Origin of the sequence: Hymenobacter swuensis DY53, assembly GCF_000576555.1 — a bacterium.
GTDB classification, from domain to species: domain Bacteria; phylum Bacteroidota; class Bacteroidia; order Cytophagales; family Hymenobacteraceae; genus Hymenobacter; species Hymenobacter swuensis.
The window spans coordinates 1,333,030-1,347,913 of record NZ_CP007145.1; the positions used below are offsets into that span (position 1 = coordinate 1,333,030).

Below are 14,884 nucleotides of genomic sequence, written 5' to 3' on the forward strand. Positions count from 1 at the left end.
GAAATTCTCTGCCTGCCAACTGCTGACCCCCGCGCTCATGCTGTATTACCTCTTTAACTACCTCTACAAAGTGTACCACCTGCCGGGTACGGGCGTGATGCAGTATAGCTCGTTCCGGGCGGCGCTGGCGGTAGTTACCTCCCTCATTATTGCGCAGTTTTTTGGGGCTCCCCTTATTCGGGCGCTGCAGCGGCAGCAAATTGGCGAGTCGATCCGGGACCTGGGTTTACAGGGGCAGATGGAAAAAAAAGGTACCCCAACGATGGGCGGACTCATCATTCTGCTGGCCATTCTGGTGCCGGTGCTGCTGTTTGCCAAGCTTGACAACATATACATTGTGCTTATGCTGCTGAGCACCGTATGGCTGGGGCTCATCGGGTTCGTGGACGACTATATTAAGGTAGTAAAGAAGGATAAGGAGGGGCTGGCCGGCCGCTTCAAGATTCTGGGCCAGGTAGGCCTGGGCCTCACGGTGGGCTGGGTGTTGTTCTTCTCCAACGACGTGACCGTGCGCCAGTACGCGCTGCCCAACGGCTCGTTCTCGGCCGTGGATGCTAGTTCCGTCTATCAGGATGTGAAGCTGATGATTACCACCGTACCCTTCCTCAAGAACAACGAGCTCAACTACGGCGACCTGTTTGCCACGGCCGGCGACTTCTTCAACGAGTATTACGCCTTCTTCTACATTCCCATTGTCATTGTCATCATCACGGCCGTCAGCAACGGAGCCAACATCACCGACGGCCTCGACGGGCTGGCGGCGGGTACCTCGGCCATTATCGGCATCACGCTGGCTATTTTCTGCTTCGTGAGCGGCAACGCGCTCCTGGCTGATTACTTGGACGTGATGTTTATTCCAAACTCGGGGGAACTGGTGATTTTCTGTGCTGCCTTCGTGGGGGCTTGCGTGGGCTTTCTGTGGTACAACTCGTACCCGGCCCAGGTATTCATGGGGGACACCGGCTCGTTGGCCATTGGCGGCATCATTGCCGTGCTGGCCATCATCGTGCGCAAGGAGCTGCTGATTCCGGTGCTGTGTGGGGTGTTCCTGATTGAAAACCTCTCGGTGATGGTGCAGGTGAGCTACTTCAAATACACCCGCCGCAAGTACGGCGAAGGCCGCCGCCTGCTGCGCATGTCGCCGCTGCACCACCACTACCAGAAGCTGGGCTACCACGAATCCAAAATCGTGTCGCGCTTCTGGATTGTGGGCATCATGCTGGCTGTGCTGACACTCGTAACCTTGAAATTGCGCTAATCCTGAGGAGTAATGAGTAGTGCGTAATGAGTAGTTAGAATAGCAGGAGTTATTGTACTGATTCTTTGCTGCCTGATACTATATGCTGTACTCACTACTAAGTACCCAATACTCAATACTGAAAGAATGCACTACGTCATCCTGGGAGCCGCGGAGAGTGGGGTAGGGGCCGCGCTGTTGGCGCAGGCCAAGGGCCACACCGTGTTTGTGTCCGATAAAAGCCCCATTAAGCCCGCCTACAAGCAGAAGCTGACGGCAGCTGGTATTCCCTTTGAGGAAAACCAGCACACCATGGAGCAGGTGCTGGCGGCCGATGAGGTGGTGAAAAGCCCCGGCATTCCAGAAAAGGCCCCCGTGATTCAGGCGCTCCGCGAGAAGGGCACGCCCATCATTTCGGAGATTGAACTGGCCGGCCGGTACACCCAAGCCCGGTGCATCTGCATTACGGGCACCAACGGCAAAACCACCACCACGCTGCTCACTTATCACCTGCTGAAGGCCGCCGGTCTGAACGTGGGGCTGGCCGGCAACGTGGGCTACTCCCTGGCCGAGCAAATCATTGCCGACGCCCACGACTACTACGTGGTGGAGCTGAGCTCCTTCCAGCTCGACGATACCTACGAGTTCCAGCCCTGGATTTCGGTGCTGCTCAACATCACCCCCGACCACCTCGACCGGTACAACTACTCGCTGGAAGCCTACGCCCAGGCCAAGCTGCGCATAATGCGTAACCAGGACAGCACCGGCCACTTCATCTACAACGCCGACGACGAGAACATCCAGCGCTACTTCAAGGCGGCCCTGCGGCCGGTGCAGCAACTGCCCTTCAGCCTGCACCACCGCCCCGATTACCACTTGGGCGCGTATTACATCGATGAGGAACAGGTGTGCGTAGACCTGCAGCCTGGCTTCTACAGCAAGACCGAGAAAATAAGTACGGCCGCCTCGCCGCTCATCGGGCAGCACAACCGCCAGAATATGCTGGCCGCCGTGCTCTGCGCCCGGCTGGCCGGTATTGATAAGAAGCAAATTGAAGCCAGTCTGGCCTCATTCCACAACGCCGACCACCGCCTGCAGCCCGTGGGCGAGCTGAACGGCACCCGCTTCATCAACGACAGCAAGGCCACCAACGTGGAAGCTGCCTGGTTTGCCCTCGACGGCATTCGGCAGCCCATCGTCTGGATTGCCGGCGGTACCGACAAGGGCAACGACTACTCCTCGCTGATTCCGCTGGCCGAAAACCGGGTAAAGGCCCTGATTTGCCTGGGCCTGGACAATGAGAAGCTGAAAGCCAGCTTCGGGCCGGTGGTATCTCACCTGGAAGAAACCCGTAGCATGGCCGATGCCGTGCAGCGCGCTGCCGCCCTCGCCGCCCCCGGCGACGTGGTGCTCCTCTCACCCGCCTGCGCCTCTTTTGACCTGTTCCAGAACTACGAGGACCGGGGCCGGCAGTTCGCCCAAGCCGTGCAGCAGCTCACTGACAACCAGACCAACGAAGAAGCCAACGAGTAGCATAACAGTCATGCTGAGCTTGCTGAAGCATGACTGTTCTGTTTATCCTCTCATTCACTCACTTCACCGCTTCACCGCCCATGGACACGATTACCAATTGGCTCCGGCAAAACCTGAAGGGTGACCCCATTCTGTGGGGCATCGTGCTGCTGTTTTCGTTTATCTCCATTGCGGTGGTGTACTCGGCTACGGGTACGCTGGCCTACAAGAAGATGGGCGGTAACACCGAGTACTTTCTGTTCAAACATACCAGCCTGATTTTCGTGGGCCTGTTCTTCATGTGGCTGGCCCACCGGATCGACTACCGCTACTACTCGCGCCTCTCGCTCTACGCGCTGCTGGCCTCGGTGCCGTTGCTAATTTTTACGTACATCATGGGCGGCGACATCAACGGGGCTTCCCGCTGGCTGACCATCCCGGTCATCAACCAGACGGTGCAGCCTTCCGACCTCGCTAAGCTGGCCCTGATTTCGCACCTGGCTTCCATGCTCAGCCGCCGTCAGCAGCACGTCGATGACTTCAAAACCACGCTGCTGCCCGTAATGCTGTGGGTAGGCGTGATTTGCGGCCTGATTATTCTGTCGAATGCTTCCACGGCGCTGTTGCTGTTTGCTACCTGCCTGCTGCTGATGTTTATCGGGCGGGTGCCATTCAAGCAGATGGCCGTGATGGTGGCCATTGGTATTGTGGTGGGCGGTGTAGGGCTTACCTCCGGGCAGCGGTACAAAACGGTACTATCCCGTATTGAAAGCTTCACCGATAAAAGCAAACCCGTGCCCTTCCAGTTGGAACACGCCTACATTGCCGAAGCTACGGGCGGTATTTTCGGTAAGGGCCCCGGCAAAAGCACGGAGCGCAACATCATGCCCCACCCATACTCCGACTTTATCTACGCCATCATCATCGAGGAATACGGCCTAGTGGGCGGCGTGGTCGTGGTATTCCTGTATCTGGCCTTCCTGTATCGGGGGCTGAAAACGGTAATGAACAGCTACGGCGCATTTGGCGGGCTGCTGTCGGCCGGGCTGAGCTTTAGTCTGGTGCTGCAGGCCATGGTGAACATGGGCGTGGCCGTAGGACTGGGCCCGATTACCGGTCTGCCGCTACCGCTACTGAGCATGGGCGGCACTTCCCTCATCTTCACCGGCATCAGCATCGGCATCATCCTGGCGGTAAGCCGCGGCGAGCGGGAAATCCGCCCGATGGTGGGTGAGCCCGCCGATACGGCTCGGATTCCCCGCGTGTCGCAGTACGCGTAGTATCGATTAATAATGAAGCTGACCGCCTATCATGAAGATTTTTGCTTTATGATTGAAGAGGACCTGCCGGAAATTGGGTGGTACCTCTTTGTATACAATCAGAACCAGTCTTGTCTTTTTGATTACCTGCAAAACAGTCAGGAGCTAGCGAAAGAATTTGCTCAGCAAGAGTTTGGGGTGCCACTGTCTGCCTGGAACCTACTTGAACATTGATTTCATGTCTATAACCCCCGCAACATCTACTTCGGCTCCCTTCCGCATTATCATCAGCGGCGGCGGTACCGGCGGGCACATTTTCCCGGCCGTGGCCATTGCCAACGAAGTACGCCGCCGTCATCCAGAGGCCGAAATCCTATTTGTGGGTGCTAACGGCCGCATGGAAATGACCCGCGTGCCCGAGGCCGGCTACGACATTGTGGGCCTCGATATTGCGGGCCTGCAGCGTAGCCTCACGCCCAAAAACCTGCTGTTCCCTATTAAAGTGATGCGCGCCGTGCGCAAGGCCGGCAAAATCATCGAGAAGTTCCGCCCCGACGCCGTAGTAGGAGTGGGGGGCTACGCATCGGCCCCGGTGCTCATGGCCGCTACCTCCCGCAGTATTCCGGCTCTGATTCAGGAGCAGAATTCCTACGCCGGCCTCGTGAACAAGCTCATGGCCCGGCGGGTGCAACGCATCTGCGTGGCCTACGACGGCATGGAGAAGTTCTTCCCCGCCGACCGGCTGGTACTCACCGGCAACCCGGTCCGCACCGAAATTGCCGACGGGCAGCGAGCTGAGGCCCTGAAATTCTTCGGACTGGATGCCGCCCGGCCGGTGCTGCTGGTAATTGGGGGCAGCCTGGGGGCCCGCACGCTCAACCAGGCCACGGCCGCCGCGCTGCCGCGCCTGCGTGAGGCGGGCGTGCAACTGCTCTGGCAAACGGGCAAAACCTACTTCCCGGAAGCCGAAAAGCAGGCTGCGCCCTTCGCTGCCGATAACCTGAAGGCATTGGAGTTCGTGCGCCGCATGGACCTAGCCTACGCTGCCGCCGACGTGGTTATTTCGCGGGCCGGTGCCTTATCGGTTTCGGAACTGTGCCTCACGGGTAAGCCCAGCATTTTGGTGCCCTCGCCCAACGTGGCCGAAGACCATCAGACCAAAAATGCCTTAGCCCTCACCCAAAAAAACGCTGCCTTACTGGTGCGCGACGCCGAAGCGGAAGCTGTACTGTACGATCAGGCGCTGAATCTATTACAGGACCCGGTCCGGCAACAGCAGTTGGCTACCAACATCCGCCAACTGGCGTATCCACAGGCCACTACTACCATCGTGGACGAGTTATTGCAGTTGATTCCTAACCGCCGTTCCTAGCTTCCCGCCCCCCGTTTCTTGCTTCTAATTTCTGGCTACTTGAAAAAATACGTCTTCTTTCTCGGTATTGGTGGCATCGGTATGTCGGCGCTGGCGCGGTGGTTCCGGGCTAATGGCTATGCCGTGAGTGGCTACGACAAAACGCCTACCCCGCTAACGGAAGCTCTGACGGCCGAAGGTATTGCCATCCACTACCAGGATGCTGTGGACAATATTCCGCCGGAAGTGCGCCGGAACCGGGAGCAGACGCTGGTAGTCCTCACGCCGGCCATTCCGAAGGACCACCAGGAATGGGCCTGGCTGCGGGAGCAGGGCTACGATATTCAGAAACGCAGCCAGGTGCTGGGCCTGCTCACTCAAGGCCGTCCTACCATTGCCGTAGCTGGCACCCACGGCAAAACCACTACCAGCAGCATGGTGGCCCACCTGCTGCACCATGCCGGCGTGCCCTGCGCCGCTTTCCTGGGTGGCATCAGCGTAAATCTGGGCTCTAACTTGCTGCTGCCGGGGGAGGGAATGAAGAATAAAGAAGTAGAAACGAGCAATTCTTCCTCGTCTACCGAAGCCCCAACAACTAACAACCGGCAACCAACAACCAGCACCATTCCGGTGGTAGTAGAGGCCGATGAGTACGACCGGAGCTTCCTGACCCTGTTTCCCACCGTGGCCATCGTCACCAGCACCGATGCCGACCACCTCGATATCTATGGCCACAAGGAAGCTCTGGTAGAGTCGTTCCGGCAGTTTGTGGGCCAGATTCAGCCGGGCGGCACGCTCATCATCAACCATACTGCCGACCCCAGCGTGGCGGCGGCCGCGCCCGAGGGCGTGCGCGTCATTCGTTACGGCCTTTCGCTTGAGGAAGGGCCGGAATTGTATGCCACCAACATCACCGCCCAGGGCCACCAGTTTCACTTTGCCCTGCACAGCCCTCAAGGCACCACCGATGGCTTGGTACTGGCCGTTCCTGGCTACCACAACGTGGAAAACATGCTGGCCGCCTCCTGCGTGGCCGAACTCTACGGCCTCGGCCCCGATCAACTGCGCGCTGCCGTGGCAGCCTATAAGGGGGTAAAGCGCCGCTTCGAGTTTATTCTGACGGCTGGTACTGTTGCTGCGCCCAAGGTATATGTGGATGACTACGCCCATCACCCACGCGAAATAGAGGCTTTTCTTCGTTCTGTGCGCGCCCTATATCCGGGGCGGCGGCTCCGCGTCATCTTCCAGCCCCATCTGTTCAGCCGCACCCGCGACTTTGCCCCGGGATTCGCTGAAAGTCTGAGTCTTGCCGATGAAGTGGTGCTGCTGGATATCTACCCGGCCCGGGAGCTACCCATGCCCGGTATTACCTCCGAATTGATTTTGTCCCAAATAACTGCCGCAGAAAAATCGTTGCAGACGAAAGCAGAAATTTTGCGGAATGCCGAAACCAATCCGAATTTTGACGTATTAGCCACGGTTGGGGCGGGAGACATTGATCAACTGGTGCCTCAATTAAAGAATATTTTGGATATTCGCTGGAATGGAGCTGAAGCGTAAAGCCAATAACCTATTGTTTGCCTCTGCCTGCCTGCTACTGCTGGTCGGGCTCGGAGCATTTGCTGCCGTAAAACAAGCCAACCGGCCTGTAAACGGGGTTATTGTGTCCATCAGCAATGAGTTCAACAACTTCTTCATCAGTGAGCGGGAAGTAACCAGTCTGCTCACCCGTAAGGGCGAGGAACGCTTGGAAGGAGCCCGCCCCAGCGAGGTTGATCTGAAGGCCTTGGAAGCCCGGCTGAAAGCGCACAGCTTCGTAAAGGAAGCGCAGGTGTATCGTGACTTGGCCGGCAACCTGCACGCCGATGTGCGGCAGAACCGACCCATTGCCCGCCTCGTGCATGCCGATTCGCGGCAGGATAGCTACTTGGATACCGATGGCAACCGGTTGCCTCTCTCGCCCCTGTTCACTGCCCGTGTAGTACCCATTTCTCGCTCGGGCGGCCAGCCGCTAACTGCCGGGTTTTTTCAGGACAGCACCGGCGAGCAATACCTGAAGTTTCTGCGCTATATCGATGAGAAACCCTTCTGGCGGGCTCAGGTAGCCGAGGTGTTTGTCGGCCCGAACGGTAAGATTTCGTTTACCCAGCAAGTAGGTGACCAACGGATAGAATTTGGCTTTCCTGACAATATTTCAGAAAAATTTGCGAAACTGATGGTATTTTACCGTCAAATTCCCCCGGTCCTTGGCTGGGACACGTACCATCGTGTCAACGTCGAGTTCAAAGACCAAATCATCTGCGAATAAAATTATCAGTCTAAAAAGCTACCTTATAGCGGCTTAGGCTACCTTTTCCTGCAACCAACCGCAACTCTCTCGCCCCTCTTCCCCATGCAACACGATAAGATTGTAGTCGGCCTCGATATCGGCACCACCAAAATCTGCGCCCTAGTTGGGCGCAAAAATGAATTTGGGAAGCTCGAAATCCTGGGCATGGGGAAAGCCGTGTCGGAGGGCGTCGTGCGCGGCATTGTGTCGAATATCGATAAGACGGTGGATGCCATTAAAAAGGCAATCCGGCAGGCGGAAGAGCAGTCGGGCATCAACATCGGGGTGGTGAACGTGGGTATTGCCGGCCAGCATATCAAAAGCCTGCAGCACAACGGCAGCATCACCCGTGCTTCGGCTGATAACGAAATCACCCAGGCCGACGTGGAGCGCCTCACCAGCGACATGTACCGGCTGGTTACGCCTCCCGGCTCCCAGATTATCCACGTAATGCCCCAGGACTATAAGGTGGATTATGAGGAAGGTATTCTGGACCCCGTAGGCATGTCAGGTGTGCGGTTGGAGGGTAATTTCCACATCATTACCGCGCAGAGCACGGCCATCAACAATATCTACAAGTGCGTCACCAAGGCTGGCCTTGAAATTGACAACCTGATTCTGGAGCCGCTGGCGTCCAGCATGTCGGTGCTGTCTGACGAGGAAAAGGAAGCCGGCGTGGCCTTGATCGACATTGGGGGCGGCACAACTGACCTAGCGGTGTTCAAGGATGGCATCATCCGTCACGCGGCGGTGCTGCCTTTCGGCGGTAACATCATCACGTCCGATATCAAGCAGGGTTGCTTGGTGATGCAGAACCAGGCCGAGCAACTGAAAGTGAAGTTCGGAAAAGCCATTGCCGAGGAAGCTTCCGATTACGAAATCGTAAGCATTCCGGGTCTGCGCGACCGGGCTCCCAAGGAAATCAGCCTCAAAAATCTGGCCTACATCATTGAGGCCCGGATGGAGGAAATTGTGGAGCTGGTGTACGCCGAAATCCAGCGGTTGGGCTTCCAAGACAAGCTGGCCGCCGGCATCGTGCTGACGGGTGGTGGTTCGCAGCTACAGAATCTGGTGCAGCTGGCCGAATACGTGACTGGTATGGACACCCGCATTGGGTACCCCAACGAGCACTTGGGTAAAAGCAAGATCGAGGCCGTGAAGTCGCCCATGTACGCCACAACCGTTGGTCTGGTGCTGGCTGGTTACCGCTCCATTGACGACCGACTGGCCCAGCGACCCTACGACGAGCCCGAGCAGAATTACTACCGGGCTGCTCCGGAAACCCGGACTGCTTCGGTTGCTGCACCACAACCAGCCGCGCAGCCGCAGCCGCAAACCCAACCGGCTGCTCAGCCTGCGTCGGAGCAAGCCAAGAAGTCGTCGGGTGCCGGCGACTTCTTCCAGAAGATCATCAGCCGTACGAAAGGACTGCTCATTGATGACTTCGACGACAAGCAATACTAAGTTAGTTATGAGTGATGAATGATGAATGATGAATTACATGACGGCGAGAGCCATCTGATAATTCATCATTCATCATTCATCACTCATAATTCATAACTGACCCCAACTCATGAATTTTACCTTCGATATTCCAGCGCAGTCTAAGTCCATCATCAAGGTGATTGGTGTGGGCGGCGGCGGCTCCAATGCCGTGAACCACATGTTCAGCCAAGGCATCAAGGACGTGGAGTTCGTTATCTGCAACACTGATAAGCAGGCTCTGGCTTCTTCTACGGTGCCTAACCGCTTGCAGATAGGTGCTGACCTGACGGAAGGTCTGGGAGCCGGTGCTAACCCTGAGCGCGGCAAACAGGCCGCCATTGAAAGCCGGGAGCAAATCCGGGAACTGCTGAGCAACGGCACCAAAATGGTGTTTATCACGGCCGGAATGGGCGGTGGTACTGGCACCGGAGCCGCCCCCGTCATTGCCAAAGTAGCCAAAGAGCTGGGCATCCTCACAGTGGGTATCGTGACAGCGCCTTTCATGTTTGAGGGTAAGAAGAAGCGTCAGCAGGCGGAGCAGGGCATCAAGGAATTGAGCGATAACTGCGACACAGTGCTGGTAATTCTCAACGATAAGCTGCGCGAGATTTACGGCAACCTACCCATTCGCTCGGCTTTTGCCAAGGCCGATAATGTGTTGAGCACCGCTGCTAAATCCATTGCCGAGATTATTACGGTGACGGCTGATGTGAACGTGGACTTTGAAGACGTGAAAACCGTCATGAAGGACTCGGGGGCAGCCGTAATGGGTAGCAGCATCACGGAGGGCGAAAACCGGGCGAAACGCTCAGCGGAAGAGGCCTTAGCTTCGCCGCTGCTCAACAACACCGACATTCACGGCGCGCAGAAAATTCTGCTTAGCATTATGTCGGGTGACCAGGCCGAGTTGGAAATGGACGAACTCACGGAAATTACGGAGTACATCCAGGACAAGGCCGGTCAGAACGCCGAAGTTATTTTTGGCCACGGTATTGACCCCACGCTGGGCCAGAGCATCCGGGTGACGGTTATTGCTACCGGCTTCGCCCGCGATGCGCACAACATCACCAATGTGGTAGCTCGAGACTCGGAAAATGCGTTGCCGCAGCCTGATCCGCAAATCAACATCTTTGACAAGGACCGGCAGGATGCGCCGACCGTACCCACGTTCGGGACGCCCGTACCGGTAGCAGCCGAGCCGCAGCCCGTTACCCGCTACGACCTGGAAACCTCCGCGCCGGTACCTGTCGGGTACGATGCTTCCGTGGTATCGGCTCCGTCTATGCCAGCCTCGGAGCCGGTGCTTTCACAGCAGCCAGCCCAACCGGTTACCACGCACCACTCCTTGCCCCGGCCGTCGCTGGATGCCCGCGCCGAAGAGCGGCGGCAGCGTTTGCAGGCTCTCAGCAATGGGCTGAGCACGGATGCCATCAAGGATCAGCTGGAGACTCCGGCGTATCTGCGGCGGCAGGTAAAACTGGAGAATGTGGTGCCTTCCTCCGAGCAGAACATCAGCCGCTTCAACCTATCGGATGATAACGAACTGTTGGGCGACAACCGTTTCCTGCACGATAACGTGGACTAGCCAGTTGCTAACCGATCATACTATCAAGGGCCGCTTCCAGAACAGGAGCGGCCCTTGGTGTGTAAGCGAGTTAGCGAAGGGAGTCGGTAGCGGCCGAATCGGGAGGGATACGGTCAGGGGCCATTGGCTCATGGTCGGGGTTTAATGAGCGGCCTTTGGAAGTACGGGGAGTAAGCGTGCAGGAAGCCAGCAGGAGAGTCAGCAGTACTAAAACGAAAGGTTTCATGAGGCAGAGAATTTAGGTAGAGGTAGTACTGGTCGGGGGCGTAACCAGCGGTTCAGGGGCTCTTCCAGGCCGTAATGGAGGGCCACTGCTACGGCGTTGAGCAGTATGAACAATACTAAGTTGTTGGCAGTGAAGTTATTGGCCAGCCAATCGTGCATAACGCCCATATGGATCAGGTAAAACACATAGGAGCTTTTGCCAAGTACCTGCAATAAAGGCGTTGACAACAAGCGCTTTACCCAGGTGTCTTCCGTCAGTAAGCCCGCGAAGAGCAACAGGATGCCGCCGGGCAGAACTACATTATTGAGCGCAACCCCCAGGGGATGTTCCTGGCCATACGTGTAGCCGCCCTTAATGACTACCATAGCGCATACTACCGCTACTATTACCGCAAGGCCCGTGGCGGTAAGCAGCCCTCGGATACGATACCGCCGCAACCGGCCCTGCTGGTACCAGAAAGCCAGCTGCATACCCGCGTAAAACTCGAAACACCGGCCCGGAAAAGTGAACAGCAGCATAAACCCGAACGAACCGAAAAAGCCCGTAAAACGGCTGTAATGGGGCGCACATGCAAGTACCAGGCAAATGCCTACTGCCAGCAGTACAAACGGTTGCCACCACAGGAGTACTACCCGTCTGCGCAGTAGCCAGAAGGCCAGCGGGGCCGTCAGGTAAAAGCATTCCTCCACGGTGAGCGACCAGGCCTGGGCAATACCGGCGTACTTGGAGCCGTCAAAAAAGGAGTGTGTGAGGCTAAGGCTCAACACAATGTCACGCAGAAAAAATGTGCCCTGCTTCCAGAAAGCCAGGTACGTAAGCAGAGTGAGCAGAAAGTAGATGGGGTAAATGCGCGCAAAACGGTTGCGCATGTATCGTAGCCATTGGCTGGGCTGGGTCAGGTCGTGGGTGGAATAGCGGAGGGTAATCAGAAACCCGCTGAGCACGAAAAAAACGGGTACGCCAATGTGAAACTCGCTTACCAGCGCGCTGAATGGCACCAGCGCGGCATTACCCAGAAACGGATTGAAGTGGTGCAGAAACACCAGGTACGCCGCCATTGCCCGAACTCCGGTGAAGGCAGGCAGATAACGTTGCCGGATCGGCGCAGAAAACGCACCAGACTGAGTAAGCAGGAGGGAGGCAGACACAAACACGCAGATAAGGCCCTAAACCTACCGATTTCCAAAAGAGAATTGAACTACTGCCTGAACGGATCTGAAAACCGCTTATCGGTCAGGAAGGTAGAATCGGTGAGGGTTTTTAGAAAGGCCAGGAGTTGGGCCTTTTCCTGAACGGTGAGGTCGAGCTTGGTGCCGTTTGGCGTGTTGGAAAGCAGTACGTTAGGGTCGATGCCGGAGCTGGCCACTTGCACATGCTCATTGTAGTGGTCGAGTACGGACTCCAGGGTCTGGAACCGGCCGTCGTGCATGTACGGAGCAGTTTGAGCAATATTCCGCAAGCTGGGCGCTTTGAACTTGCCTCGGTCTGCAGGCAAACGGGTTATGCCACCCCGACCAGGGTCGGAGAAGGTCAAGTCAAGGCCGTTATTAAAGAATTCGGGCGAGCTGAACAGGCCGTTTTCACTGATGTGGCAGTGGTGGCAGGTGCCGCCCCGAATGAACAACCCGCTCACTTCGCCCGGATGATTATTGAACAAGGCCGCGCCGGCCCGCTCAGTGGGCGTCAGGGTGCCTTCCCGCCGCAGATATTTATCGTAGCGCGAATTGGCTGAGATGAGCGTCCGCTCGAACTGGGATAAGGCTTTTAGTACGTTGGTTTCCGTGATGGTACTGCTGCCGAAAGCCTGCTGAAACAGCGGCGGATACAGGTCGGTCTGCTGGAGCTTGCGCACGCCATCGGCCAGTAGTTGATGCATTTCTACCGGGTTTTCAATGGGAGTGCGGGCTTGCTGCTCCAGGCTGGTGGCGGCCCCGTCCCAGGTAAGCGTCTTCTCCCAGAGTAGGTTGACCAAAGACATCGTGTTGCGGCCGTGGCGTTGGCCTTCGGCGCCCAGAGCGCGTACCTGACCATCGGTGAAGGCGCGGCTCTGCTGGTGGCAGCTGCCGCACGATTGGGTGCCATTGCCCGAAAGACGCACTTCGTAAAACAGCTTCCGCCCCAGCTCAACACCTTCCACCGTCAAGGCATTGTCGGTCGGGACGGTTACGTTTTGCGGCAGGCCGGCAGGCAACACCAAGGCGTAGGGCGTCGTGGTATATGGATTCTGTACTTCCTCTTCGCCATTATTTCCATTCCCGCAACCGACAAGCAAGCTGGCCACGACCAGCAGAAGCAGCAACCGGACGGAGAGGTGAGTACATGATATAGTCATCAGAGGGCAGCCAGGAGTGCAGTTTCAAGATACCAATTTTCAACTGAACAAGCGGGACTCGGGCATGGGTTCCGGCCAGGCCGGAACACTGCCTGAAGCAACGTACTTTTGCTTGCCCTATTGCCGGCAGGTACCCATGAAAAACCGTCTGAATGCTCTATTGGCTGAATACCGGTTACTGCTGGGGTATCTGGGCCGCTGGCTGTTGCTGGGGGCCGCAGTAGCCGTGCTGGCAGGTACTGCATCGGCCGGCTTCCTGGTGGCCCTGGACTGGGTGACGAGCTGGCGGGAAGCGCATCAATGGGTTATTGCCCTATTGCCGGTAGGTGGTTTGCTGGTGGGGCTGTTGTACTATTACCTGGGACAGAGCGTGGAAGCAGGTAACAATCTGTTGCTGGAAGCAATACACCGGCCCCAAGCCCCAGTGCCTTTGCGGATGGTGCCCTTGGTGTTACTAGGAACCCTGCTTACTCACCTGTTTGGAGGATCAGCCGGGCGGGAGGGCACAGCCGTGCAAATGGGCGGTGCCCTGGCCGATCAACTCACCCACCGCCTGCGGCTCCGGCCCCGCGACCGGCCTGTTCTGCTGATTGCGGGTATTAGTGCGGGGTTTGCCTCGGTGTTTGGGACCCCACTGGCGGGAGCCGTATTTGGGCTGGAGGTATTCTTCCTGGGGCGGCTGCGCTACGATACCATTCTGCCCGCGTTTCTGGCCGCTGCCGGCGCCGATCTGGTTACGCGGGCCTGGGGAGTAGGCCATACGCACTACCCGTTGCTGGCGGCTCCGGCTTTATCCATAAGTAACCTGCTGCTGGTCGCCGCCGCTGGTATTGCGTTTGGGCTGACCGGCCGCCTGTTCGCGGCCACCACGCACGCGGTAGGTGCTTTCTACAAAAACCGGATAGCCTGGCCGCCGCTCCGGCCGGTAGTGGGGGGAGTAGTGGTAGCCCTGCTTGTGTGGGCACTGGGTACGACGGACTACATTGGATTAGGGGTGCCGACTATCGTAGCCGCGCTGCAAGGCCCCGTTCTGCCGTATGCTTTTGCGCTCAAACTGACCCTTACCGCCCTTACGCTGGGAGCAGGCTTCAAAGGGGGCGAGGTTACGCCGCTGTTCTTTGTGGGCGCTACCTTGGGCAACGTGCTGGGGCTGGTAGTACCGCTGCCATTGCCACTGCTGGCCGGAATGGGATTTGTGGCCGTGTTTGCTGGTGCCGCCAATACGCCGTTGGCCTGCACATTGATGGCAATGGAGCTATTCGGGCACGAATGCGGGGTGTATGCAGGGTTGGCATGCGTGGTCAGCTACCTCTTTTCCGGGCATCAGGGTATTTATGGGGCGCAGGTAGTAGGGGAGCCCAAACACCGCCGCTGGCTGCGGCAGCAGGGGAAGCGCCTGCGTGAGTTGTAGGTGGAGTGTTGAACGGGTAGGTAAATAAGCTGGATGGGCACCTGTCATCCTGGGCTTGCGAAAAACCTTATCACGTTTGAACAAGCCGGGGCTAGGATTGCCGTTCTTGCGTAGTAAGGTCCTTCGCAAGCCCAGGATGACAGGTGCCCATCCAGCT

The 14,884-nt window shown here is 57.5% G+C and carries 13 protein-coding genes; 10 read left to right on the forward strand and 3 right to left on the reverse strand.

What is annotated here, in order from left to right; all coding sequences use genetic code 11:
* Window positions 1-37 precede the first annotated feature (37 nt).
* From mraY to ftsZ, 9 genes are all read left to right on the forward strand, one after another.
* Complete coding sequence (gene mraY / locus HSW_RS07195; protein WP_044001393.1) at window positions 38-1,258, forward strand: phospho-N-acetylmuramoyl-pentapeptide-transferase; 1,221 nt, start codon at window positions 38-40, stop codon at window positions 1,256-1,258.
* Between the two features lie 126 nt (window positions 1,259-1,384).
* Window positions 1,385-2,770 carry a UDP-N-acetylmuramoyl-L-alanine--D-glutamate ligase gene (murD, locus tag HSW_RS07200; RefSeq protein ID WP_044001394.1) on the forward strand — a complete coding sequence of 462 codons (1,386 nt, stop codon included), beginning with the start codon at window positions 1,385-1,387 and terminating at the stop codon, window positions 2,768-2,770.
* An 80-nt stretch (window positions 2,771-2,850) separates the two neighbouring features.
* Window positions 2,851-4,029 (forward strand): FtsW/RodA/SpoVE family cell cycle protein, encoded by a 1,179-nt coding sequence (locus tag HSW_RS07205; protein ID WP_044001395.1) that lies wholly within the window; start codon window positions 2,851-2,853, stop codon window positions 4,027-4,029.
* A 12-nt stretch (window positions 4,030-4,041) separates the two neighbouring features.
* On the forward strand, window positions 4,042-4,242 hold the full coding sequence (locus HSW_RS24140; RefSeq protein ID WP_044001396.1) for a hypothetical protein: 201 nt from the start codon (window positions 4,042-4,044) through the stop codon (window positions 4,240-4,242).
* A gap of 4 nt (window positions 4,243-4,246) precedes the next feature.
* Window positions 4,247-5,380, forward strand: a complete 1,134-nt coding sequence (gene murG / locus HSW_RS07215) for an undecaprenyldiphospho-muramoylpentapeptide beta-N-acetylglucosaminyltransferase (RefSeq protein WP_044004251.1) — start codon at window positions 4,247-4,249, stop codon at window positions 5,378-5,380.
* 81 nt (window positions 5,381-5,461) lie between these two features.
* The gene (locus tag HSW_RS07220; protein WP_052346792.1) at window positions 5,462-6,919 is read left to right on the forward strand and encodes a UDP-N-acetylmuramate--L-alanine ligase; all 1,458 of its coding nucleotides are present in this window, start codon (window positions 5,462-5,464) and stop codon (window positions 6,917-6,919) included.
* Entirely contained in the window at window positions 6,903-7,667 is a 765-nt protein-coding gene (locus HSW_RS07225; protein ID WP_044001398.1) for a cell division protein FtsQ/DivIB, read from the forward strand. Before HSW_RS07220 ends, HSW_RS07225 begins: the two co-directional genes overlap by 17 nt.
* A gap of 84 nt (window positions 7,668-7,751) precedes the next feature.
* Window positions 7,752-9,152 carry a cell division protein FtsA gene (gene ftsA / locus HSW_RS07230; RefSeq protein WP_044001399.1) on the forward strand — a complete coding sequence of 467 codons (1,401 nt, stop codon included), beginning with the start codon at window positions 7,752-7,754 and terminating at the stop codon, window positions 9,150-9,152.
* Window positions 9,153-9,261: 109 nt separating this feature from the next.
* Window positions 9,262-10,758, forward strand: coding sequence for a cell division protein FtsZ (gene ftsZ / locus HSW_RS07235; RefSeq protein WP_044001400.1), 1,497 nt, complete (start codon window positions 9,262-9,264; stop codon window positions 10,756-10,758).
* A gap of 70 nt (window positions 10,759-10,828) precedes the next feature.
* On the opposite strand, the gene HSW_RS24145 is transcribed toward ftsZ, so the two are convergent.
* The 3 genes from HSW_RS24145 to HSW_RS07245 are packed head-to-tail and all read right to left on the reverse strand — an operon-like array spanning window position 10,829 to window position 13,265.
* Window positions 10,829-10,984: a hypothetical protein gene (locus HSW_RS24145; protein ID WP_155832865.1), complete on the reverse strand. Its 156-nt coding sequence runs from the start codon at window positions 10,982-10,984 to the stop codon at window positions 10,829-10,831.
* Entirely contained in the window at window positions 10,981-12,132 is a 1,152-nt protein-coding gene (locus HSW_RS07240) for an acyltransferase family protein (RefSeq protein ID WP_155832866.1), read from the reverse strand. The genes HSW_RS24145 and HSW_RS07240 overlap by 4 nt, the downstream gene beginning before the upstream one ends.
* Window positions 12,133-12,182: 50 nt before the next feature.
* Complete coding sequence (locus tag HSW_RS07245) at window positions 12,183-13,265, reverse strand: cytochrome-c peroxidase (protein ID WP_197031958.1); 1,083 nt, start codon at window positions 13,263-13,265, stop codon at window positions 12,183-12,185.
* Between the two features lie 187 nt (window positions 13,266-13,452).
* On the opposite strand from HSW_RS07245, the gene HSW_RS07250 reads away from it, so the two are divergent.
* Entirely contained in the window at window positions 13,453-14,727 is a 1,275-nt protein-coding gene (locus tag HSW_RS07250) for a chloride channel protein (RefSeq protein ID WP_052346793.1), read from the forward strand.
* The last annotated feature ends 157 nt before the right edge of the window (window positions 14,728-14,884 follow it).

Excerpts from the sequence above, each read along its gene's own strand:
- ftsZ (WP_044001400.1), top strand. The coding sequence starts at position 9,262 with ATGAATTTTACCTTCGATATTCCAGCGCAGTCTAAGTCCATCATCAAG.
- murG (WP_044004251.1), top strand. The coding sequence starts at position 4,247 with ATGTCTATAACCCCCGCAACATCTACTTCGGCTCCCTTCCGCATTATC.
- murD (WP_044001394.1), top strand. The coding sequence starts at position 1,385 with ATGCACTACGTCATCCTGGGAGCCGCGGAGAGTGGGGTAGGGGCCGCG.
- HSW_RS24145 (WP_155832865.1), bottom strand. The coding sequence starts at position 10,984 with ATGAAACCTTTCGTTTTAGTACTGCTGACTCTCCTGCTGGCTTCCTGC.
- ftsA (WP_044001399.1), top strand. The coding sequence starts at position 7,752 with ATGCAACACGATAAGATTGTAGTCGGCCTCGATATCGGCACCACCAAA.
- HSW_RS07250 (WP_052346793.1), top strand. The coding sequence starts at position 13,453 with ATGAAAAACCGTCTGAATGCTCTATTGGCTGAATACCGGTTACTGCTG.
- HSW_RS24140 (WP_044001396.1), top strand. The coding sequence starts at position 4,042 with ATGAAGCTGACCGCCTATCATGAAGATTTTTGCTTTATGATTGAAGAG.
- HSW_RS07220 (WP_052346792.1), top strand. The coding sequence starts at position 5,462 with ATGTCGGCGCTGGCGCGGTGGTTCCGGGCTAATGGCTATGCCGTGAGT.
- HSW_RS07205 (WP_044001395.1), top strand. The coding sequence starts at position 2,851 with ATGGACACGATTACCAATTGGCTCCGGCAAAACCTGAAGGGTGACCCC.
- HSW_RS07225 (WP_044001398.1), top strand. The coding sequence starts at position 6,903 with ATGGAGCTGAAGCGTAAAGCCAATAACCTATTGTTTGCCTCTGCCTGC.
- mraY (WP_044001393.1), top strand. The coding sequence starts at position 38 with ATGCTGTATTACCTCTTTAACTACCTCTACAAAGTGTACCACCTGCCG.